Source organism: Wenxinia saemankumensis, from assembly GCF_900141735.1.
GTDB lineage: Bacteria > Pseudomonadota > Alphaproteobacteria > Rhodobacterales > Rhodobacteraceae > Wenxinia > Wenxinia saemankumensis.
The window spans coordinates 407,116-427,133 of record NZ_FQYO01000003.1 but is presented as its reverse complement, the minus strand read 5'-3'; the positions used below and the strand labels follow the sequence as shown (position 1 = coordinate 427,133).

General features: G+C 72.0%; 20 protein-coding genes and 1 pseudogene. 12 read left to right on the top strand and 9 right to left on the bottom strand.

What is annotated here, in order from left to right:
• Positions 1 to 191 precede the first annotated feature (191 nt).
• The 4 genes from cbiE to BUE30_RS09635 are packed head-to-tail and all read right to left on the bottom strand — an operon-like array spanning position 192 to position 3,655.
• Positions 192 to 1,433 carry a precorrin-6y C5,15-methyltransferase (decarboxylating) subunit CbiE gene (gene cbiE / locus BUE30_RS09650; protein ID WP_073329336.1) on the bottom strand — a complete coding sequence of 414 codons (1,242 nt, stop codon included), beginning with the start codon at positions 1,431 to 1,433 and terminating at the stop codon, positions 192 to 194.
• Positions 1,430 to 2,074, bottom strand: a complete 645-nt coding sequence (locus tag BUE30_RS09645; RefSeq protein ID WP_073329333.1) for a precorrin-8X methylmutase — start codon at positions 2,072 to 2,074, stop codon at positions 1,430 to 1,432. The genes cbiE and BUE30_RS09645 overlap by 4 nt, the downstream gene beginning before the upstream one ends.
• Before the next feature lie 58 nt (positions 2,075 to 2,132).
• Positions 2,133 to 3,410: a sirohydrochlorin chelatase gene (locus BUE30_RS09640; RefSeq protein ID WP_073329329.1), complete on the bottom strand. Its 1,278-nt coding sequence runs from the start codon at positions 3,408 to 3,410 to the stop codon at positions 2,133 to 2,135.
• A 38-nt stretch (positions 3,411 to 3,448) separates the two neighbouring features.
• Positions 3,449 to 3,655 (bottom strand): DUF6732 family protein, encoded by a 207-nt coding sequence (locus tag BUE30_RS09635; protein WP_073329326.1) that lies wholly within the window; start codon positions 3,653 to 3,655, stop codon positions 3,449 to 3,451.
• A 286-nt stretch (positions 3,656 to 3,941) separates the two neighbouring features.
• Between BUE30_RS09635 and BUE30_RS09630 the strand changes: the two genes are divergently transcribed.
• Complete coding sequence (locus BUE30_RS09630) at positions 3,942 to 4,913, top strand: glutathione S-transferase family protein (RefSeq protein ID WP_073329323.1); 972 nt, start codon at positions 3,942 to 3,944, stop codon at positions 4,911 to 4,913.
• 9 nt (positions 4,914 to 4,922) lie between these two features.
• On the opposite strand, the gene BUE30_RS09625 is transcribed toward BUE30_RS09630, so the two are convergent.
• A complete protein-coding gene (locus BUE30_RS09625) occupies positions 4,923 to 5,294 on the bottom strand; it encodes a hypothetical protein (protein WP_073329320.1) in 372 nt (123 codons plus the stop codon).
• A gap of 134 nt (positions 5,295 to 5,428) precedes the next feature.
• Here BUE30_RS09625 and BUE30_RS09620 point away from each other — a divergent pair, with 134 nt between their 5' ends.
• The 6 genes from BUE30_RS09620 to BUE30_RS09595 all read left to right on the top strand — a co-directional run bounded on the left by BUE30_RS09620 (position 5,429) and on the right by BUE30_RS09595 (position 10,468).
• Positions 5,429 to 5,818, top strand: coding sequence for a DUF1636 family protein (locus BUE30_RS09620; RefSeq protein ID WP_073329317.1), 390 nt, complete (start codon positions 5,429 to 5,431; stop codon positions 5,816 to 5,818).
• Positions 5,815 to 6,840 (top strand): threonine-phosphate decarboxylase, encoded by a 1,026-nt coding sequence (locus BUE30_RS09615; RefSeq protein WP_073329314.1) that lies wholly within the window; start codon positions 5,815 to 5,817, stop codon positions 6,838 to 6,840. The genes BUE30_RS09620 and BUE30_RS09615 overlap by 4 nt, the downstream gene beginning before the upstream one ends.
• Positions 6,837 to 7,754 (top strand): adenosylcobinamide-phosphate synthase CbiB, encoded by a 918-nt coding sequence (gene cbiB, locus BUE30_RS09610; RefSeq protein WP_073329311.1) that lies wholly within the window; start codon positions 6,837 to 6,839, stop codon positions 7,752 to 7,754. Before BUE30_RS09615 ends, cbiB begins: the two co-directional genes overlap by 4 nt.
• Before the next feature lie 145 nt (positions 7,755 to 7,899).
• Entirely contained in the window at positions 7,900 to 9,093 is a 1,194-nt protein-coding gene (locus BUE30_RS09605) for a lytic murein transglycosylase (protein WP_073329308.1), read from the top strand.
• A gap of 56 nt (positions 9,094 to 9,149) precedes the next feature.
• Positions 9,150 to 9,647, top strand: a complete 498-nt coding sequence (locus tag BUE30_RS09600; protein ID WP_212590713.1) for a winged helix-turn-helix transcriptional regulator — start codon at positions 9,150 to 9,152, stop codon at positions 9,645 to 9,647.
• Positions 9,644 to 10,468: a MauE/DoxX family redox-associated membrane protein gene (locus tag BUE30_RS09595; RefSeq protein WP_280157194.1), complete on the top strand. Its 825-nt coding sequence runs from the start codon at positions 9,644 to 9,646 to the stop codon at positions 10,466 to 10,468. Before BUE30_RS09600 ends, BUE30_RS09595 begins: the two co-directional genes overlap by 4 nt.
• An 87-nt stretch (positions 10,469 to 10,555) precedes the next feature.
• Here the strand turns inward: BUE30_RS09595 and BUE30_RS09590 are convergent, their stop codons facing one another.
• Positions 10,556 to 11,386 (bottom strand): sulfotransferase family protein, encoded by an 831-nt coding sequence (locus BUE30_RS09590; protein ID WP_073329300.1) that lies wholly within the window; start codon positions 11,384 to 11,386, stop codon positions 10,556 to 10,558.
• A gap of 122 nt (positions 11,387 to 11,508) precedes the next feature.
• Here BUE30_RS09590 and BUE30_RS09585 point away from each other — a divergent pair, with 122 nt between their 5' ends.
• Positions 11,509 to 13,086 carry a DUF5928 domain-containing protein gene (locus BUE30_RS09585; protein WP_073329298.1) on the top strand — a complete coding sequence of 526 codons (1,578 nt, stop codon included), beginning with the start codon at positions 11,509 to 11,511 and terminating at the stop codon, positions 13,084 to 13,086.
• An 11-nt stretch (positions 13,087 to 13,097) separates the two neighbouring features.
• Positions 13,098 to 13,463, top strand: a complete 366-nt coding sequence (locus tag BUE30_RS09580) for an HIT domain-containing protein (RefSeq protein ID WP_073329295.1) — start codon at positions 13,098 to 13,100, stop codon at positions 13,461 to 13,463.
• 536 nt (positions 13,464 to 13,999) lie between these two features.
• Here the strand turns inward: BUE30_RS09580 and BUE30_RS09575 are convergent.
• Positions 14,000 to 14,941, bottom strand: coding sequence for an ABC transporter ATP-binding protein (locus tag BUE30_RS09575; protein ID WP_073329292.1), 942 nt, complete (start codon positions 14,939 to 14,941; stop codon positions 14,000 to 14,002).
• A 127-nt stretch (positions 14,942 to 15,068) separates the two neighbouring features.
• Between BUE30_RS09575 and BUE30_RS09570 the strand changes: the two are divergent.
• The 3 genes and pseudogenes from BUE30_RS09570 to polA form a co-directional block, all read left to right on the top strand.
• A pseudogene (locus BUE30_RS09570) lies at positions 15,069 to 15,254 on the top strand (zinc-finger domain-containing protein); the annotation flags it as partial.
• Entirely contained in the window at positions 15,212 to 15,811 is a 600-nt protein-coding gene (locus BUE30_RS17785) for a GNAT family N-acetyltransferase (protein WP_083601307.1), read from the top strand. The pseudogene BUE30_RS09570 and the gene BUE30_RS17785, both read left to right, overlap by 43 nt.
• A gap of 80 nt (positions 15,812 to 15,891) precedes the next feature.
• Positions 15,892 to 18,711 (top strand): DNA polymerase I, encoded by a 2,820-nt coding sequence (gene polA / locus BUE30_RS09560; RefSeq protein WP_073329289.1) that lies wholly within the window; start codon positions 15,892 to 15,894, stop codon positions 18,709 to 18,711.
• A 186-nt stretch (positions 18,712 to 18,897) separates the two neighbouring features.
• On the opposite strand, the gene BUE30_RS09555 is transcribed toward polA, so the two are convergent.
• Together BUE30_RS09555 and BUE30_RS09550 are read right to left on the bottom strand one after the other, a co-directional pair.
• The gene (locus tag BUE30_RS09555) at positions 18,898 to 19,419 is read right to left on the bottom strand and encodes a DUF3859 domain-containing protein (RefSeq protein WP_073329286.1); all 522 of its coding nucleotides are present in this window, start codon (positions 19,417 to 19,419) and stop codon (positions 18,898 to 18,900) included.
• A 92-nt stretch (positions 19,420 to 19,511) separates the two neighbouring features.
• Positions 19,512 to 19,997 (bottom strand): DUF3859 domain-containing protein, encoded by a 486-nt coding sequence (locus BUE30_RS09550; RefSeq protein WP_073329284.1) that lies wholly within the window; start codon positions 19,995 to 19,997, stop codon positions 19,512 to 19,514.
• Between the last annotated feature and the right edge of the window lie 21 nt (positions 19,998 to 20,018).

Sequence of the window (20,018 nt, the reverse complement as noted above, 5' to 3'; positions counted from 1 at the left end):
CGCCCCGGCCGCCAGCGGCGCACGGCCGCCCGGAGGAGCCCCGACCGCGGACCCAGCCACCGGCCCCCCCCCATCCGCGAAGATCGGTCCCACGGGCACCTGCCCCGGCAGGCGCGCCCGCCCCCTGCTCTTATCTTGCCGGAAAATACTCCGGCGACCGACCCGGAGGGACCGCGACGACAGGCAGGGGCTCATCGCTTCACGAGGCTCCACTGCATCACCGTCATCGAGGGCCGCCAGCCGGTGAGGCGCCCCACCGGCTCGGCCCGCTCGACCGACAGCCGGACGAGGTCTCCGCCCTGCCGGGCGTGCAGCGCCATGAGCACCGCCTCGCTCTCCAGCGTCACCGCGTTGGCCACCAGCCGCCCCAGCGGGCGCAGCGCGCCCCAGGCGGCAGCGAAGACCTCTTCCGACAATCCGCCGCCGACGAAGATCGCGTCGGGCGGATCCAGCCCCTCCAGCGCCGCGGGCGCCGCGCCCTCGACGATGCGCAGGCCCGGCGCGCCGAGGGCGAGCGCGTTCTCCGCCGCCATGGCGCGGCGGTCGGCGCGCGGCTCGATCCCCACCGCGCGGGCGTAGCGGGCGGCGCGGATCCACTCGATCGCGACCGAGCCCGAGCCGGTGCCGATGTCCCACAGGAGCGCGCCCCGCATCGGCATCAGCTTGGCCAGCGTCGCCGCGCGCACCTCGCGCTTGGTCATCGTCCCGTCCGAGCGGAAGAGATCGTCGGAGAGGCCCGGCACCCGGGGCTGGAGCGCGCAGCCGGGATCGGCCACGCACTCGACCGCCAAAGTGTTGAAGGCCGGCACCTCGTGGTCCCATTCCGCCGCGATCCCGTCGAACCGCCGCTCCCCCGCCCCGCCCATCGCGGCGAGACAGGTCATGGGGGAGCGCCCGTAGCCGCGCTCGGCCAGGAAGCGGGCGATCCGGGCCGGGGTCTCGGCCCCCGTGGTCAGGATCAAGAGGCGCGCATCCGGCTGGATGAAGGCGATCATCTGCTCGACGGGCCGGCCGTGGACGGTCAACGTCTCGACATCGGCGAGGGACCAGCCCATCCGCGCCGCCGCCAGCTGGAAGGCCGAGAGCTGGGGATGGAAGACGATCTCGGCGGGCGGGATCGCCCGCCCGATCCGCGCCCCGACCGAGAACCAGAGCGGATCGCCCGTGACCAGCACCACGGCCCGGCGGACCCGCATCGACCGGATCGTGTCGATCATCGCGTCGAAGGGCGACGGCCAGGCGATCCGCTCGGCCGTCACCGCGTCCGACAGGCGGTGGTGCCGCTCGCCGCCGAGGATCACCTCGGCCGCCTCGACCACGGCGCGGGTGGCGGGGGTCAGCCCCGCCATCCCGTCCTCGCCGATGCCGACGACATGCAGCCAGGGCGCGGCGGCCCCGTCCTGCCCCTGCGCCACGGGGACCGGCCCGCTCAATGGACCGGCCCTTCCGTCCGCAGCCCGGCGGCCAGCGCGTTCACCGCGGCCGAGGCCATGGCCGACCCGCCGCGCCGCCCCTTCAGCGCGGCGAAGGGGGCGCCGCGCGGATCCCGCGCGAGCTCGGCCTTGGATTCCGCCGCGCCGACGAAGCCGACCGGAAATCCCAGGATCGCCGCCGGGCGCGGCGCGCCCTCGTCCAGCAGCTCCAGCAGCCGGAACAGCGCCGTCGGTGCGTTGCCGATGGCGACCACCGCGCCGCCCAGCCGGTCCGCCCAGAGATCGACCGCCGCCGCGCTGCGCGTCGTGGCGCCCGCCTGCGCCAGCCCCGGCACGGCGGGATCGTTCAGCGTCACGACCACCTCGTTCCCCGCCGGCAGCGCCCGCCGGATGATCCCCGCCGCCACCATCTCGCAATCGCAGAGTACCGGCGCCCCGCCGGCCAGCGCCGCCGCGCCGGAGGCGGCGACGTCCGGCGAGATGGCGAGCCGGTCCGCGATCTCGACCATGCCGCAGGCATGGATCAGCCGGATCACCATGGGCTTCAGCTCCTCCGGAAACCGGTCCAGCCGCGCCTCGCGCCGCACGGTGGCGAAGCTCTCGGCATAGATCGCGGCCGGGTCGCGCAGGTAGGGGCGCATCACCGGCCCCGCGCCGGCGGAGGCGTCCGGCCGGAGTATTTGGGGCAAGATAAGAGCATCAGCGGCGCGCCTTCGAGTGCAGGACGCTGCGGGGCCCGAGCGGGTGGTCCGCCTGCGGATAGGGGGCGTGGTGGTGGTCGTGATCGCCGGGACCGTGGTGATGATGCCCGTGCCCGTGCCCGTGCGCATGATCGTCCCCGTGCGCATGATCGTCCCCGTGCGCGTGATCGTCCCCGTGATCGTGGGGCAGGCCATGCGCGTGCTGGTGGGCGTGCAGGTTCTCGGCCGAGAGCCGGCAGAGCCCGGTGCAGAACGTGTCGCAGAGCCTGCAATCGGCGACGTTGGAGCCGGGGGCCGAGGCGCCCTGCCCCTCGACATGGTGATGGTGGCTCTCCTGCACCGCGCCGACCTCGCCCTCGAAGCCGGGGATCGCGGCGCGGTACTTGCACAGGGTGCAGACCTGCGGCGGCGGGTCGTCGAAGGCGGGGTGGTGGCGGTCCCCGGCGCGGATATGGACATGCCGCCCTTCCTCCATCGCCAGGACCTGCTCGCGCCAGGGGCAGATCGCGCAGTTCGGGATCACCGCCCCGCCGGCGATCTCGCGGACGCGGGTCGCGAAGGTCTCGATCACCTTCGGATGGTCGCCCAGATAGGGCGCCTTGACGAAGGTGATGTCCGGATAGGCGCGCGCCGCGACATCGGTGAAGCCGTGGATCCGGTCGATCAGGATCCCCGAGAACAGGAAATAGGGAAAGACGATGACCCGCCGGTAGGGCAGCCGGGCGACATGGTCGAGGCAGGGCTCGACCAGCGGGAAGGTGACGCCCGAATAGCCGGTCTCGACCCAAGCGAAGCCCATCCCCTCGGCCAGCATCCGCGCCACCTTGGCCACGTTGCCGTTGGCGTCGGGATCCGAGGCGCCGCGGCCGATCACGACGAGGCAGGTCTCGTGAAGCGGCAGGGGTCCGTGTTCGGCGTTCGCCGCGTCGACCGCCTCGCGGATGCGGCCTTCGGCCGCCTGCAGCATCAGGGGATCGACGCCGAGCTCGCGGCCGTAGCGTACCTCGATCCCGTGGGTGGCGGCGTAGGTGTTGAGCACCGTCGGGATGTCGTTCTTGGAGTGCATCGCGGCGAAGAGCATGCCCGGCACGGCGAGGATCCGCTCGCATCCCGCCGCGCGCAGCCGGTCGAGCCCGTCGCGCAGCACGGGATTGGCGAATTCCAGATAGCCGTACTCGACCGGCCAGTCGGGGGGCAGAAGCGCCGGCAGGCGCTCGGCCAGCACCTTGAACTCGTCGACCGCGGCCTGGCTGCGCGAGCCGTGGCCGCAGATCATGACGCCCGTCCTGGGGGCCGGGCCCGGCGCGGCGTCGCTCACGCCTGCTGCTCCTCGCCCTCGGCCTCGTCCTCGGGATCGGCCTTCCTCTCGCCCCGCAGCGCCCCCCACAGGCCCAGCGCGATGGCGAGACCGATCGCCGCGCCCGCGACCCAGTGGTCGTGCCCGGCCAGCCCGGCGAGGTGGCCGGGATGGGCGGCGGCGGGGCCGGCGGCGAGGAGGAGGACGGCAAGGATCGGGCGCATGGGGATCTCCCAACAGGACATGGGTCCGGGATCAGCGCGCGTTCGACGACGCGGCGGCTGGGTCCCCGTCAGGGTCGACCCGCCCGCCGCCAACCGCTCTGGCCACCGGGGCTTCGTCTGCCGCCCTCCCTATCCACGGGGCGGGCCGGGGGCAAACGCGAATCCGGCGGGGCGTGGCGCGAAGGCGACCCTGCGCGGATGCAGGGCGGCTGTGGAGGTCCCCCCGGGTGCCCCGCGCCGCCCCGCGCCCTACCTCGGAAGGGACACCGAGACGAGGAGATGAATCATGGGCCGGCTGGTCGACGGAGAATGGCAGACCGAGGCGCAGTTCGCCGATGCGGACGGCAGCTTCAAGCGCAAGGACTCGGGTTTCCGCAACTGGGTCACCGCCGATGGCGGCGCGGGGCCGAGCGGCGCGGGCGGCTTCCCGGCCGAGAGCGGACGGTATCACCTCTACGTCTCCTATGCCTGCCCCTGGGCGCACCGGACGCTGATCTTCCGCGCGCTCAAGGGGCTGGAGGAGCATATCGGCGTGTCGGTCGTGCATCCCGACATGCTGGACGAGGGCTGGGAGCTCCGGACCGATTTCGACGGCGCGACGGGGGACGATCTCTACGGGCTGCCCTACCTGCGCGACCTCTACCTCAAGGCCGAGCCGGGCCTCACCTCGAAGGTGACCGTCCCGGTCCTCTGGGACAAGGAGCGCGAGACCATCGTCTCGAACGAGAGCGCCGAGATCATCCGCATGCTCAATTCGGCCTGGGACGGGATCACCGGCAATACCGACGATTACTGGCCGCAGGACCTGCGCGAGGCGATCGAGCCGGTCAACGCCCGGATCTACGACACGGTGAACAACGGCGTCTACAAGGCCGGCTTCGCCACGAAGCAGGACGCCTACGAGCGGGCGGCGACCGAACTCTTCGACTCGCTCGACTGGCTGGAGGACCGGCTCGGCGCCAGCCGCTACCTCATGGGCGAGCGGATCACAGAGGCGGACTGGCGGCTCTTCACCACGCTCTACCGGTTCGATCCGGTCTATCACGGGCATTTCAAATGCGCCCGCAACAAGCTGATCGAGATGCCGAACCTCTGGGGCTACACGCGGGAACTCTACCAGGTGCCCGGCGTGGCAGGGACCTGCCGGCTGGACCACATCGTGCGGCACTACCATTACAGCCATCCGAGCGTGAACCCCGCGCGGATCGTGCCGATCGGGCCGCGTCCGGATTACGACGCGCCCCATGGCCGGGGCTGATTGCCCCGCCTACCTCGCGGCGGAATCCTGCGGGCGGCCGTAATGCTCCACCAGCGCGGCGAGATCGGCGGCCGGCGTGCCGCCGCCGATCACCGCCCGGGCCTGCGGCGACATCGCGAAGGCGCCGCCCCGCGTGAGGTCGGCATCGTCAGTGACGGCGATCAGGCGCAGGTCCGGCCGGCGGAACTGGCAGAAATCGGCGAGGGCGGCGATCCCGTCGAGGTCGAAGTTCACGATGGCGATGTCGGTCCCGGCCGGACGCAGCGATTCGAGCCCGGCCTCCGTCGTCTCGACGCGTTCCACGTTGAAACCGGCGCCCCGCAGATGGGCCGCCCAATTCGCCGCCCGGTCGGAGGGCGCGTCGACGAGCAGGACGTTCATGGACAGCCTTTCGGAACGGGATCGGCACCGCCCGGGCCCGGGGCCCGGCAGCGCCGTTACGGACAAGGGTCGGCTTGCAGGAATGGGTTGGCCGGGCTTGCAACGTCCGGGCGGGTGGTATTGATCCCTCGGCCATGACGATTTCACCGACCTGGATCACCCTCTGCGACACCTGCAAGCGTCCCGGCTGGGCCGAGGGCGACATGGCAGAGACGGACGGCACGCGGCTCGCCGCCCTCGTCGAGGCGCGCGTGCCGCCGGGGGGCGCGGTGCGGACGCGCCGCGTGTCCTGCACGATGGGCTGCGAGCGGGCCTGCAACGTGATCGTGCAGGGCGCCGGCCGGATCGGCTACTCGCTCGGCACCTTCGAGCCGACGGAAGCGGCGGCGGAGGCGATCGCCGCCTATGCCGCCCTGCACGCAGAAAGCGAGACCGGCCGTGTGCCGTTCCGCGACTGGCCACAGGGGGTGAAGGGGCATTTCGTCTCGCGCCACCTGCCCGTGCCGGAGCCGGGGGACGAATGAGCCGGGACCATGGCGGGGGGGTCGACGCCGCCCGGGCCCGCCACGGCGGGACGCGCGCCGACTGGCTGGATCTCTCGACCGGGATCAACCCCGTACCCTATCCCGTGGGCCAGCTCTCGGGGGGCGCCTGGACGGACCTGCCCGACCGGGCGGCGAACGGGGACTTCGTCGCCGCGGCCCGGTCGTTCTGGAGGGTGCCGGACGGGGCGACGGTCCTGCCCGTCCCCGGCGCCTCGGCCCCGATCGCGCGGATCCCGATGCTGTTCGGGCCCGGCCGGGTCGCGATCCCCGGGCCGACCTACAACGAGCACGCGGCCGCCTTCCGCGCTTGCGGCTGGACCGTCGCCGAGGCGGAGGACGGCCCGGCGGAGGCGCGGGTGCTGGTCCACCCGAACAATCCCGACGGCCGCCTCTGGCCGGAACCGCCCGCCGGGCCCGGCCCCACGATCATCGACGAGAGCTTCTGCGACGTGGCGCCGGATCGCAGCCATGTCGCCCGGACCGGGGCGCCCGGCACGATCGTGCTGAAGAGCTTCGGCAAGTTCTGGGGCCTGGCGGGGCTGCGCCTCGGCTGCGTCATCGCGCATCCGGACACGCTGGCGCCCCCGGGGCGCGCCTCGCTGGCGGACATGCTGGGCCCCTGGGCGGTCTCGGGCCCCGCGCTCGAGATCGGGGCCCGCGCGCTGCGCGACCGCGCCTGGGCAGAAAGGACGCGGGCCCGGCTCGTCCGTGACGCTGCCCGGCTCGACGCGGCCGCGACCGGGGCGGGCGCGCGGCTGGTCGGGGGCACGTCGCTCTTCCGGCTCTACGAGGTGGCGGAGGCCGCCCGCTGGCACGACGGCCTCGCGGAAGAGCGGATCCTGACGCGGGTCTTCCCCTGGTCGACCCGGCATCTCCGTCTCGGCCTGCCCGCGCCGGCCGACTTCCCCCGGTTCGAGGCCGCGCTCGCGCGCCTGCGGGAGGGCGGGCGGGGCGATGGCGCAGCCGAGCGGCGGCCGCCCTCCCCGGGACCGGGACGATGACGGGCGCCCTGCTCGCCGCGCTGCTGCTCGACGCCGCGCTGGGCGAGCCGCGCGCGCTGTGGGACCGCTGGCCCCATCCCACGATCCTGATGGGACGCGCGGTCGCGGCGCTGGACCGGCGGATGAACGGCGGGACGCGCCCGCTCCTCGCCGGGGCGGGGGCCTACGCGCTGCTCGCCGGCGGCGCCCTCCTCCTCGGGTCCGTCCTCGCCGCGCTGCCGGGGCAGCTGGTCGACATCGCCCTCGTCGCCATCCTGCTCGCCCAGCGCTCGCTGGTGGAGCATGTGGCGGCGGTCGCGCAGGCCCTGCGGCAATCGGTGCCGGAGGGGCGCCGGGCCGTCGCCCGGATCGTCGGCCGGGACACCGCCGCGATGGACGCGCCCGCCATCGCCCGGGCCGCGATCGAGAGCGCGGCCGAGAACTTCTCGGACGGGATCGTCGCGCCCGCCTTCTGGTTCCTGATCGGCGGGCTGCCGGGACTGCTGCTCTACAAGGTCACGAACACCGCCGATTCGATGATCGGCTACCGCACGCCCCGGCACGAGCGCTTCGGCAAGGTCGCGGCCCGCGCCGACGACGTGCTGAACTGGATCCCGGCGCGGCTGACCGCGCTGGCCTTCCGCGCGCTCGCCCCCGGCGCGCGCTGGCGCGACATCGCGGACGAGGCGCGCCTGCACCGCTCGCCCAATGCGGGCTGGCCGGAGGCGGCGCTGGCCCGGGTGCTGGACGTCGCCCTGTCGGGGCCGCGCAGCTATCACGGGCGGATGCGCGACTTTCCCTTCGTGAACCCGCGCGGCCGGCGGGAGGCGGGACCGGAAGAGATCGACGCCGCGGTCCGGACGCTCTGGCGCGTCTGGGGCGGGGCGGTCGCGCTGCTGGCCGTCGCGCTGACGGCCGCCGCCCTGCTGAACTGACCGGCCCGGCGCGGGCCGCCCGGACCGCCGCGGGCGCGCCCCGCGGGACCGCTCCCCGGTCGCTCACGTTCCCCTGACCCCCGCTTGCCCCGGCAGGCCGGGCGGATACCCTGCAGGCGACCAGCCCGACCGACCGGAGATCGCCATGCGCCGCGCCGCCCCCCTCGCCCTTCTCGCCGCGCTCGGCGCCGCCCCTCTCGCCGCGCAGGACAGCGCCCCCTGCGGCGGCGATTTCGGGACCTTCCTGCAGGGGGTGGAGGCCGAGGCGGTCGCGTCGGGCATCGATCCCGCCACCGCCTCCGCCTTCGTCGCGGGCCTCGGCCCGGACCCGGAGGTGATCGCCGCCGACCGGCGGCAGGGGGTGTTCCAGCTCGACTTCCTGACCTTCTCGCGCCGGCTCATCAGCCAGGACCGGATCGACCGGGGGCGCGCGATGGCGGATCGCCATGCGACGACCTTCGACCGGATCGAGGCGGAATACGGCGTGCCGCGCGGCGTCCTCCTCGCCTTCTGGGCGTTCGAGACCGATTACGGCGCCGTGCAGGGCGATTTCGGCACGCTCGACGCGCTCGCCACGCTGGCGCACGATTGCCGCCGGCCCGAGCTCTTCCGCCCGCAACTGGTCGCCGCGGCCGAACTCTTCGCGATGGGCGAGATCGACCATGCCACGACGGGGGCCTGGGCGGGCGAGATCGGGCAGGTCCAGATGCTGCCCGCCGACATCCTCGAGAACGGACGGGACGGCGACGGCGACGGGCGGATCGACCTCAAGGGCTCCGCTCCCGACGCGCTGATGTCGGGCGGGGCGATGCTGCAAGCGCTGGGCTGGCGCGCGGACGAGCCCTGGCTCGTCGAGGTGACGGTGCCGGACGGGCTCGACTGGGCGAGCACCGGGCTGAACCATCCGCGCCCCGTGGCAAACTGGGCGGCGGCCGGGGTGGCCGCGCGGGACGGCGCGCTGCCGGGCGGGGGGCCCGGGACGGGGCTGGAGGCGCGGCTGCTGCTGCCGCAGGGGCGGAACGGGCCGGCCTTCCTCGCCTATCCCAATTTCGACGTCTACTTCGAATGGAACCAGTCCTTCGTCTACGTCACCACCGCCGCCTATTTCGCGACCCGCCTGATGGGCGCGCCGATCTACCTGGCGGGCGACCCCGATCCCGGCCTGAGCGGCGAGCAGATGATCGCCCTGCAGGAAAAGCTCGTCGCGCGCGGGCACGATGTCGGCGGGGTGGACGGCATCCTCGGCGAGCGGACGCGCGAGGCGGTGCAGGTCGAGCAGCAACGGCTCGGCCTGCCCGCCGATGCCTGGCCGACGCCGGCCCTGCTGGGCGCGCTCTGATCCGGTAGCGTCGCGCATCCGGTTGCAATCCGCAACCGGATGCCTAGATGGGGGGCATGACAGCCCCCTGCCCCATCGCGCTCACCATGGACGTGCTCGGCGACCGCTGGAGCCTCGTCGTGCTGCGCGACATCATGTTCGGCGGGCGCCGCACCTTCCGCGACCTTCTCTCCGGCTCGCCCGAGGGGATCGCGTCCAACATCCTCTCCGCCCGGCTGAAGCGGCTGGTGGCGGAGGGGCTGCTGACGAAGCGCCCCGACCCCGGGCACAGCCAGCGCGTCCACTACACGCTCACCGCCCCCGCCATCGCGCTGGTGCCGGTGATGGCCACGCTCAGCGCCTGGGGCCGGGCCCACCGGCCCGGCGCCGGCAGCGCCTGTTCCTGCGGGCAACTCGCCCAGCTGGACGGGGCGGCCGACTGGCAGGCGGTGATGGACGCGCTGACCGCGCGCCACCTCGCCGATCCCGAGGGCGGCCTGACCGCCCCCCTTCCCCCCATCCTCGCGCGGCTCGCCACCCCGCCCGGCCGCGCCCAGACGGAGACCATGCCATGACCGACGCCACGATCGACACTTCCACGGAGACTGCCGCCGCGCCCGAGGGCTCCGCCCCGCCCGGCCCGGCCGAACGCAGCGGGCCGAAGAAGGCCGTCATCTACCGGATGGAGATGCCGGACCATTTCTGCCCCTACGGCTTCAATTCGCTGAAGCTGCTGGAGCGGCGCGGCTACGAGGTCGAGGATCATACCCTCACCTCCCGCGCCGAGATCGACGCCTTCAAGGCCGAGCACGGGGTGAAGACGACGCCGCAGACCTGGATCGACGGGACACGCGTCGGCGGCTGGGATGCCGTCTCCGAGCGGCTGAACCACCGCACGGTCGCCTTCGGCGGCCGCTACCAGCCGGTGCTCGCGATCTTCGCCGTCTCGGCGCTCGCCGCGATCTTCATGGCCTGGGGCTACCCGGATGCGACCGAGCGGCCGATGGGCCTCGTCGGCCTCTTCATCGCCTTCGCCACGTCGATCCTCGCCGTGCAGAAGCTGCAGAACGTCGAGAGCTTCCAGAAGATGTTCACCGGCTACGACCTCCTGACCCAGAAGGAGCCGCGCTACGGCTACGCCTATCCGTTCCTCGAGGGGCTGTCGGGCGTGCTGATGATCGGCGGCGTGCTAATGTGGCTCGCCGCGCCGATCATGATCGTGATCGGCGGGATCGGCGCGGTGTCGGTCGCCAAGGCCGTCTGGATCGACAAGCGCGAGCTGAAATGCGCCTGCGTCGGCGGCGACAGCGACGTGCCGCTCGGCTTCGTCAGCTTCTCGGAGAATGCCGCGATGCTGCTGATGGGCCTCTGGACGCTGGTCTGGATGATGGGCTGACGCCGCCCCGGGGCACCACGCCCCCGGCCCCGGACGCCGCCTCCGGGCTGGGGCCCCGCCGACCGACGAGCGGCCGGGACGGCGCCCCTAGGCGGCCGCCTTCGGCCCCAGCTTCAGATGCACCTCGTCGAGGTCGATCTCGCCCAGGGGCATCTTGTTGTCGGGGTTCTCGAAATCGTAGCGGAAGAGCTGGAAGTCCCGGCGGTAGCATTCCCACATCAGGTGCATCGACAGGTCGTCGAAATAGGCGCCGACGGGATGCGCCCGCTTCGGACCGTGGCCCTCGCTCTCGTTGAACCTCGGCACGGCGGAAAGGTCGACCGCGACGGGGGTGTCGGTCCTCTCCAGCACGGCCGCCATCCCCTCGTCGAACCGTTCGGTCCAGAAGATGTGGTCGTAGCGGCCGCCATTTTGGATGAAGGTCGAGACATGGCCCGAAATGGCCGACCAGTGGATGTCGGGATCCATCGGCTTGCGCCAGCGGATCGTGTCGCGGGCGAAGAGCAGGAAGCGCCGGAAGCTGGCCACCTGGTCGAACTCGAACCCGTTCTCGGGGCTGCCCACGTCGATCCCGTATTTCTGCACCAGCATCGGCACGAGGTTCCCGCGATAGCGGCGCCCGTTGCGCTGGATGCCCGCGATCTTGTCGAAGAACGAGGACAGGATCCGCGTGTAAGGGTTGCGCACGCAGGTGAAGGCAAAGCTGCGATGCGCCGCGACATTCGCGCTGATCGGCCCTTGGCTCTCCTCCTGGTTCCACTTGTGCAGGCCGGTCTTCGCATCGTGGATGTCGCCTTCGAAGAAGCGGCCGTGATCGGAGTAGAACATGATCTGCCCGATCGTGGAGCAGGCGCATTTGGGCACGACCCGGTAGACCATGCTCTCGCTCTCGGTCATCCAGGTTCCGGGAAAGCCCATCTCGCCGCTCCTCGTCTCGCTGCGGAGGGGACGGTGCGAAATTACGCCTGTCTCTTCAACGCCCCTTCACGCTATCACGCGATGACACGACGACGCCGCGACCAAAAGGCCACCCCGCCCGAATGGTGAAGATCGCCTTCATCCTGCTCTGTCACAAGGACCCGCAGGCCGTGATCCAGCAGGCCCGGCAGCTGACCGCCGTGGGCGATTGCGTCTCGATCCATTTCGACGCCAACGCCCCCCGCGCCGAGTGGGACGAGATCCGCGCCGCGCTGGAGGGCGAGCCGAACGTGACCTTCGCGCGGCGCCGCCTGCGCTGCGGCTGGGGGGAGTGGAGCCTGGTCGAGGCCTCGCTCGGCGCGATCCGCGCCGCGCTCGACGCCTTTCCCCGGGCGACCCACCTCTACATGGTCTCGGGCGATTGCATGGCGATCAAGTCCGCCGCCTACGCCCATCGCCGGCTGGCGGACGAGGATGCCGACTTCATCGAGAGCGTCGACTTCTTCGACAGCGACTGGATCAAGACCGGGATCAAGGAGGAGCGGCTGGTCTACCGGCACTATTTCAACGAACGCACCGCGAAGCGGGCCTTCTACGCCGCGATGGGCCTGCAGAGGCGGCTGGGGCTGCGGCGGGCCATCCCGCGCGACCTGTCGATCCGCATCGGCAGCCAGTGGTGGTGCCTGCGCCGCGGCACGGTCGAGGCGGTCCTCGACTTCCTGGCCGAGCGGCCCGACGTGGTCCGGTTCTTCCGCCGGACCTGGATCCCTGACGAGACCTTCTTCCAGACCCTCGTGCGGCATCTCGTCCCCGAGACCCAGATCAGGTCGCGGACGCTGACCTTCCTGATGTTCACCGATTACGGGATGCCGGTGACATTCTACAACGACCATTACGACATGCTGCTGTCGCAGGATTATCTCTTCGCGCGCAAGATCTCGCCCGAGGCGAAGGTGCTGCGCACCCGGCTCGGCCGGCTCTACGCCTCGGACCGGACCGAGTTCGCGATCTCGGGCGAGGGGCGGCGCCTGTTCCAGTTCCTCACCGGGCGCGGCCGGGTCGGACAGCGCTTCGCCCCCCGCTTCTGGGAGAGCGAGGCCTCGGGCGCGCGCGAGCGCGAGCTGCTGATCGTGGCCTGCAAGAAATGGCACGTGGCCAAGCGGCTCGTGGGGTCGATCAAGCACCACACGAACATCCCCGCCCTCGACTACATCTTCGACGAGGAGAGCGCCGAGCTGCCCGATCTCGGCGGGATCCAGGCCACGATCCCCAAGCGGCACCGCCACCGGCGGACCCTGATGCGGATGCTGTTCGACTTCTACGACAGCGACCGGCTGCTGATCTGCCTCGACACCGGGTCGACCGACCTGATGCACGACTTCTTCTCGGACCGGCCCAATGTCCGCCTGCTCGAGATCGAATGCCAGTTCGACGATGCCTATCTCGAGGGCCATGCCCGCCGCGTCGGCCTGGCCGGCGCGCGGTCGAGCGCCGAGACCATGGCCCAGCTCCTGCCCACGCTGCGCAACGATCTGCGGGGCGAGGTGGACCGGCTGCGTGACGCGCGCTTCCCCGCCCATTACCGGCTGCGCCAGGCCTCGGGGGTGGAGCAGAACGCCGCCGCGATCGAGGGATTCCTCTCGGTGCCGGCAGCCACCGCGCGGGCGCTGGCACAGACCCCGAACCTCTTCCAGGACTGAAGGAAAGCCCGATGGCCCACCGATACGACGACAGCAACATCTTCGCCCGGATCCTGCGGGGCGAGATCCCGAACAGGACCGTGCACGAGAGCGAGCACAGCCTCGCCTTCGAGGACATCCAGCCGCAGGCGCCGGTCCATGTCCTCGTGATCCCGAAGGGTGCCTATGTCGGCCTCGACCATTTCCTCGCGGCCGCGAGCGAGGCCGAGCAGCTCGACTTCAACCGCACCGTGGCCGAGGTGATCCGCCTCAAGGACCTCGGCGACGGATTCCGCGCGATCTCGAACGCCCGGGCCCACGGGCTGCAGGAGGTGCCGCATTACCACCTGCACATCCTGGGCGGCCGGTCCCTGGGCCGGATGCTGGCCGAGGGCTGAGGCGCGGCCCGGCGGGAGGGACGGCCCTTCGGTCGGCTCCCGGTCCCGCACCCGGAACCCGGGCGTCCGGGGGCGGGGGACGGACGCGGCGATCGACCGGACCGCGCGCGCGGTCCGGACCTGGCGGCGGGAGGGCAGCCAACCCCTCCGCCGAGAGCGGGGGCCCCTTGACCCTGCGTTACACAGGCGGCCAGCCCCGACCCGCTCCGCGGCCGCGGGTCCGATGATGGGCGCGGCAGGTCTCTGCCTCCCCGCGAAGGACAGGGGCCGGGCGCGTCCTCTCCGGCCGACCGAGTGTTTCCCCGCCCGCGCGCGCCGCGGTGGGGGGCGCTGCACGGCCGCGCCGGAGGCTTCGCAGCGGAGCGGTCGTCGGCTCCTCAGCCTGGACCGCCGGGCCAGTCCGACCCATCGAGGATCACCAGGGATGAACGCGCCCTCCCTGCCGGGGCGGCCGCCCCTTCGCAGGGATCCCGGATACCTCGGCCGCCGGGCGGTGCCGGGCGCCCGCCCGTCGGACTGGGTCCCGGCCGGCCCCGTCAGGCCGCGCTCTTCTCCGAGGTGATCGACAGGAACACGTCCTCGAGATCCGCCTCCTCGGTCCGCACGTCCTCGATCGTCACGCCGGCCTCGCGGATCGCGTCGAGGACCTGCCCCGCTGTCGCCCTGCGGCTGTCGAAGGAGAAGGCGAGCGTCCCGCCCTCGCGCGCATCGCAGCGGATCGTGGGCGGCAGGCCGGCGGGGGGCGGGGTGGGCTCGCGCGGGCGCACCACCAGCGTCTTGCCCGTCACCTGCCCCAGCAGGTTCGCCGTCGTGTCGCGGGCGACGATCTCGCCGTGGTTCACGATGGCGATCTCGTCGCACATCTCCTCGGCCTCCTCGAGGTAATGCGTCGTCAGGATGATCGTCATGCCCTGCCGGTTCAGCATCCGCACGTTCTGCCAGAGCTGCTGGCGCAGCTCGATGTCCACCCCGGCGGTCGGCTCGTCGAGGACGAGGATCGGCGGGGAATGGACCAGCGCCTTGCCCAGCAGCAGCCGGCGGCGCATCCCCCCGGAGAGCGAGCGGGCATAGGCCTCGGCCTTGTCGGCGAGGCCGATCAGGTCGAGGATCTCCTCGGTGCGGCGGCGGCCCTTCGGCACGCCGTAGAGGCCGGCCTGCACTTCGAGGCTGCCGCGCGGGGTGAAGAAGGGGTCGAGGTTGGGCTCCTGCGGCATGATCCCGATGGCGGCGCGCGACTGGCGCGGGTTCACGTCCTGGTCGAAGCCCCAGATCCGCACGGACCCGGCCGACTTGACGACCAGCCCGGCGAGGATGTTGATCAGCGTCGACTTGCCCGCGCCGTTCGGGCCCAGCAGGCCGAAGATCGAGCCGCGCCGCACCTCGAGGTCGATGCCCTTCAGCGCCTCCTTCGCCTCGGACCGGCCGGTCGCGGCGTAGGTCTTGCGCAGGCCCGTGATCTTGATCGCATTTTCGGTCATATCCGGCCTGTCCCCTTGCCCCGGCCCGCGGGCCGGGCCATTTTCCGGGTCGATCTAGGCCGGGACGGGCGCGATGTCCAACCGGCGCCGGAGCGACCAGCCGACGGGACAGGACATGACCGAGACGATGAAGACCGACAGCCCGAACGCCCCGCCGCCGCCGGAGGTGACGGTGACGGACCAGTGGCGCGTGGCCTGCGACGGGTCCGGCCCCGGCCTCGGCCATCCGCGCGTCTGGCTGTCGATCCCGGCGGACAGGGGCTGGGTCGAATGCGGCTATTGCGACCGCCGGTTCGTGCACGAGACCCATGCCGAGGATCTCGGTCATGCCCGGCGCGGCTCGGACGACGACCTGCCGGGCCGGACCGGAAAGCCCGGCGCGCATCCGGGGATCCCCTGATCCTTCGGCCGCTGACCGAGGCGGACCGCGCGCCGCTGGCCGAGCTCTGGTTCGAGGGCTGGACCGTCGCGCATGCCGCGATCTGCCCGCCCGAGCTGGTCGCGCTGCGGAGCCGGGACGATTTCCGGCGCCGGATCGATGCCGACCCGGCCTCCTTCCTGGTGACGGGCCCGCCCGGCGCGCCGGAGGGGTTCGTCCGGATCGTGGGGGCGGAGCTCGACCAGGTCTACGTCGCGCCGGACCGGATGGGCACCGGCCTCGCCGCGCCGATGATGGCCGCGGCCGAGGCGGAGATGGCCGCGCGCGGAATTCGCGACGCCCATCTCATCGCCACGCTCGGCAACGACCGCGCCGCGCGGTTCTACGAACGGCAGGGCTGGCGCGATACCGGGATCCGGCGGGTCGAGGTGGGAACCTCGGCCGGGCCCTTCGCGCTGGATGTCCGGCGCTTCGAGAAGCGGCTGGCCTGACGCCCCCTGCCCCCCCTCGGATGGACGCCCCCCGCCCGGCGGGCTAGACCCTAGGCACGCGCGACAGAGGGGATCGAGACATGGCGTTCGGCAAGGGCCACCATCTGCACCTGATCGACGGATCGGCCTTCATCTTCCGCGCCTATCACGCGCTGCCGCCGCTGACGCGCAAGTCCGACGGGCTGCCCGTGGGGGCGGTCTCGGGCTTCTGCAACATGCTGCAGAAATACGTCGAGGGGAATACGGGGAGCGATGCCGCCACTCATGTCGCGGTCGTGTTCGACAAGGGCAGCCACACCTTCCGCAACGACCTCTACGATCAGTACAAGGCCAACCGGGACGAGATGCCCGAGGATCTGCGCCCGCAGATCCCGCTGACCCGCGCCGCGACCGAGGCGTTCAACATCGCCTGCAAGGAGCTGGAGGGGTTCGAGGCGGACGACATCATCGCCACCCTGTCCTGCCGCGCGCGCGAGGCGGGCGGGCGGGTCACCATCGTCTCGTCGGACAAGGATCTGATGCAGCTGGTCGGCGACGGGGTCGAGATGCTCGACCCGATGAAGAACCGCCGCATCGACCGCGACGGCGTGTTCGAGAAGTTCGGCGTCTGGCCCGACCGCGTGGTCGACGTGCAGGCCCTGGCCGGCGACAGCGTCGACAACGTGCCCGGCGCGCCCGGCATCGGGATCAAGACGGCGGCCCTGCTGATCAACGAATACGGCTCGCTCGAGGCGCTGCTGGACCGCGCGGAGGAGATCAAGCAACCCAAGCGCCGGCAGACCCTGGTCGAGAAGCGCGACCAGATCGAGATGAGCAAGCGGCTCGTCCAGCTCGACTGCGACATGGCGCTCGACTTCACGCTGGACGACCTCGAGATCCGCGACCCCGATCCCGAGCGGCTGCTGGACTTCCTGAACGAGATGGAATTCCGCACCATCACCCGCCGCGTGGCCGAGAAGATGGGGGTGGAGGCGCCCGCCGTGGCCGACGCGCCGGCGCCCGATACGGACGACACCGCCCTGCCCCAGCCCGAGGCGATCCCCTTCGACCACGCGACCTACGAGAAGGTCGGCACGGCGGAGGAGCTGCAGGTCTGGATCGACCGGATCCGGGCGCTCGGCTTCGTCAGCGTCGATACCGAGACGACCTCGCTCGACGAGATGCGGGCCGAGCTGGTCGGCGTGTCGCTCTCCGTCGAGGCGGGCCGGGCCTGCTACATCCCCCTCGCCCACCGGCCCGAGGGGACGGGCGACCTCTTCGGCAGCGAGGCGCTGGCCGAGGGGCAGATGCCGCTCGATCGGGCGCTGGCACTGCTGAAGCCGGTGCTCGAGGATCCCGCGATCCTCAAGATCGCGCACAACATGAAGTACGACCTCAAGGTCTTGGGCCGCTACGGGATCGACGTGGCCCCGGTCGAGGACACGATGCTGATGAGCTACGCGCTCAATGCCGGGATCCACAATCACGGCATGGACGAGCTGTCCGAGCGCTATCTCGGCCACGTCCCCATCGCGATCAAGACGCTGATCGGGTCGGGCAAGGCCCAGCGCACCTTCGACCGGGTGCCGCTGGAGGACGCGGTGCGCTACGCGGCCGAGGATGCCGACATCACGCTGCGCCTGTGGCAGACGTTCCGGCCGCAACTCCCCGCCCACCACGTCACGACGGTCTACGAGACGCTGGAGCGCCCCCTGATCGGCGTGCTCGCGCGGATGGAGCGCAAGGGCGTGCAGGTGGATCGCGACACGCTCAGCCGCATGTCCGGCGCCTTCGCCCAGAAGATGGCGCAGCTGGAGGAGGAGATCCATTCCCTCGCGGGCCGCGAATTCAACGTGGGCTCGCCCAAGCAGCTGGGCGAGATCCTGTTCGACGAGATGTCGCTGACCCTGCCCGACGGCAAGATGCCCAAGCGCGGCAAGACCGGGGCGTATTCGACCGGGGCCGACATCCTGGAGGACATGGCGACGATCCACGACCTGCCGCGCCGCATCCTCGACTGGCGGCAGATCAGCAAGTTGAAGTCGACCTATACAGACGCGCTGCAGGACCACATCAATCCCGAGACGGGGCGGGTCCACACCTCCTACTCGATCGCGGGCGCCAACACGGGACGCCTCGCCTCGACCGACCCCAACCTGCAGAACATCCCGATCCGGACGGAGGAGGGCCGCCGCATCCGCGAGGCCTTCGTCGCGCCCGAGGGGCGGGTGCTGGTCAGCCTCGACTATTCCCAGATCGAGCTGCGCATCCTCGCCCACGTCGCCGGGATCGACGCGCTGAAGGAGGCGTTCGCCGAGGGGCAGGACATCCACGCCGCGACCGCGTCCGAGATGTTCAATGTGCCGCTCGCCGAGATGACGCCCGAGATCCGCCGCCAGGCCAAGGCGATCAACTTCGGCGTCATCTACGGCATTTCCGGCTTCGGCCTCGCCCGCAACCTGCGGATCCCGCGGGAGGAGGCGCAGGGCTTCATCGACCGCTACTTCGAGCGCTTCCCGGGCATCCGAACCTACATGGACGATACCGTGCGCTTCGCCCGGGACACGGGCTATGTCGAGACGCTGTTCGGCCGGCGCATCAACACGCCCGAGATCAACGCCAAGGGGCCGACCGCCGGCTTCGCCCGGCGCGCCGCGATCAACGCCCCGATCCAGGGCACCGCCGCCGACGTGATCCGCCGCGCGATGATCCGGATGGAGGACGCGACCCGGGACCTGCCCGCCTCGATGCTGCTGCAGGTCCACGACGAGCTGCTGTTCGAGGTCGACGAGGGCGCGGCCGACGAGCTGATCGCCCGCGCGCGCGACGTGATGGAGGAGGCGCCGTTGCCGGCGGTCGACCTCTCCGTCCGGCTGCTGGTCGAGGGCGGCAAGGGCGGCAGCTGGGCCGCCGCGCACTGAGCTGCGGATTGGCAGGGCCGGGGTACGGGCAGTCGTCCGGAGCCCGACCTTCACCGCCCCCGGGCTCCGTAGGGTGCGTGCTCGTCACGCACCACCGCCGCCAGACCCGTAGGGTGCGTGCTCGTCACGCACCACCGCCGCCGGTCCCGCGGGGGTGCGTGCCGACCACGCCCCCCGTTCGCGCGATCAGCCGGCGCAGGCCGCGCTGACCTCGGGCGCCTCGCCTGCCGGGACGACGGTGAATTCCACGCTGTAGAGCGTCGCGTCGCCGTTGCGGGCGGTGATCGTCCAGAGGCCGGGCAGCAACTCGCCCTCTCCCTCGAAGATGTAGTAGAATCCCGTCGGCTCGCTGCCCGAGATCGTCGAGGGGTAGAGGAATTCCGGCACCCCCTCCTCGCCGCTCGCCATCGCGTCCTCTTCCGGCGTCGCGGCCTCCTCGCCCTCGACGCCCGGCTCGGGAAGGAGCGGCGGCTCGACCTCGATCTCGACCGAGGGGTAGCCGGCCGCGTCGGCGGCGCGCGCCTTCACGCCCATCCCGATGCCGATCTCGGCCGGGATGGTGTGGGTCTGGGCGACAATTGTGGTGTCTCCGGCGCAGACGGCACCGATCTCGACCTCCGCCAGCGCGGGATCGATCGTGTCGGCGGCCGTCGCGGGGCCGGCCAGAAGCGTACCGCACGCGGCGGCGGTGAGGATCGCGGTCTTCATCGGGATGTCTCCGGAAGGGATTTCCCGATGAACCTTCCGCCGGTCACGCCGGTTCCCGGCGCGGCCCTCCCCCGGCGGAAACCGGCCGCGGGTCACATCCCGCAGGCCTGCAGCAGCCCGTCGCCCTGCCGGGCCTGCACCACCTCGAAATCGAGCGAGTAGATCACCACGCCGTTCGCGCTGGCCGTCACGGTCCAGTTGCCCACCGCCGCTTCCTGCGGGGTCTCGAACCGGTAGAAGAAGCCGGACATCCCCTGGTCGGACAGGCCGGCCGAATACTGCTCGCGCGTGGGACCGCCGGGGGTGAAGGGGGGATGGTCGACGGTGATCGTGGCGTCCGGCACGCCGCCGGGCACGTTGACCTGCGCCCGGATGCCGAAGCCCATGCCGACCACGGCCGGCACCGTCTGGGTGCGCGCGATGAAGGCGATGTCGGCGGCCGACCCGCTCTGCCCGAACTCGCCGGCGCAGACGACACCGGCCTGCCAGGCGGCGACCGAGGCGCCGATCTGCTCGGCCCGGGCCGCGGTCGCGCCGAAGGCGGCGAGGATCGCCGCCGCTGCCAGGTGTCGCTTCATGCCTCGTCTCCCGTCCTCGTG

What these genes read in the sequence shown, in the direction of transcription:
- BUE30_RS09645 (WP_073329333.1), bottom strand. Translation starts at nt 2,074, where the DNA reads ATGCGCCCCTACCTGCGCGACCCGGCCGCGATCTATGCCGAGAGCTTC.
- BUE30_RS09640 (WP_073329329.1), bottom strand. Translation starts at nt 3,410, where the DNA reads ATGATCTGCGGCCACGGCTCGCGCAGCCAGGCCGCGGTCGACGAGTTC.
- BUE30_RS09635 (WP_073329326.1), bottom strand. Translation starts at nt 3,655, where the DNA reads ATGCGCCCGATCCTTGCCGTCCTCCTCCTCGCCGCCGGCCCCGCCGCC.
- BUE30_RS09630 (WP_073329323.1), top strand. Translation starts at nt 3,942, where the DNA reads ATGGGCCGGCTGGTCGACGGAGAATGGCAGACCGAGGCGCAGTTCGCC.
- BUE30_RS09625 (WP_073329320.1), bottom strand. Translation starts at nt 5,294, where the DNA reads ATGAACGTCCTGCTCGTCGACGCGCCCTCCGACCGGGCGGCGAATTGG.
- BUE30_RS09620 (WP_073329317.1), top strand. Translation starts at nt 5,429, where the DNA reads ATGACGATTTCACCGACCTGGATCACCCTCTGCGACACCTGCAAGCGT.
- BUE30_RS09615 (WP_073329314.1), top strand. Translation starts at nt 5,815, where the DNA reads ATGAGCCGGGACCATGGCGGGGGGGTCGACGCCGCCCGGGCCCGCCAC.
- cbiB (WP_073329311.1), top strand. Translation starts at nt 6,837, where the DNA reads ATGACGGGCGCCCTGCTCGCCGCGCTGCTGCTCGACGCCGCGCTGGGC.
- BUE30_RS09605 (WP_073329308.1), top strand. Translation starts at nt 7,900, where the DNA reads ATGCGCCGCGCCGCCCCCCTCGCCCTTCTCGCCGCGCTCGGCGCCGCC.
- BUE30_RS09600 (WP_212590713.1), top strand. Translation starts at nt 9,150, where the DNA reads ATGACAGCCCCCTGCCCCATCGCGCTCACCATGGACGTGCTCGGCGAC.
- BUE30_RS09595 (WP_280157194.1), top strand. Translation starts at nt 9,644, where the DNA reads ATGACCGACGCCACGATCGACACTTCCACGGAGACTGCCGCCGCGCCC.
- BUE30_RS09590 (WP_073329300.1), bottom strand. Translation starts at nt 11,386, where the DNA reads ATGGGCTTTCCCGGAACCTGGATGACCGAGAGCGAGAGCATGGTCTAC.
- BUE30_RS09585 (WP_073329298.1), top strand. Translation starts at nt 11,509, where the DNA reads ATGGTGAAGATCGCCTTCATCCTGCTCTGTCACAAGGACCCGCAGGCC.
- BUE30_RS09580 (WP_073329295.1), top strand. Translation starts at nt 13,098, where the DNA reads ATGGCCCACCGATACGACGACAGCAACATCTTCGCCCGGATCCTGCGG.
- BUE30_RS09575 (WP_073329292.1), bottom strand. Translation starts at nt 14,941, where the DNA reads ATGACCGAAAATGCGATCAAGATCACGGGCCTGCGCAAGACCTACGCC.
- BUE30_RS17785 (WP_083601307.1), top strand. Translation starts at nt 15,212, where the DNA reads ATGCGGCTATTGCGACCGCCGGTTCGTGCACGAGACCCATGCCGAGGA.
- polA (WP_073329289.1), top strand. Translation starts at nt 15,892, where the DNA reads ATGGCGTTCGGCAAGGGCCACCATCTGCACCTGATCGACGGATCGGCC.
- BUE30_RS09555 (WP_073329286.1), bottom strand. Translation starts at nt 19,419, where the DNA reads ATGAAGACCGCGATCCTCACCGCCGCCGCGTGCGGTACGCTTCTGGCC.
- BUE30_RS09550 (WP_073329284.1), bottom strand. Translation starts at nt 19,997, where the DNA reads ATGAAGCGACACCTGGCAGCGGCGGCGATCCTCGCCGCCTTCGGCGCG.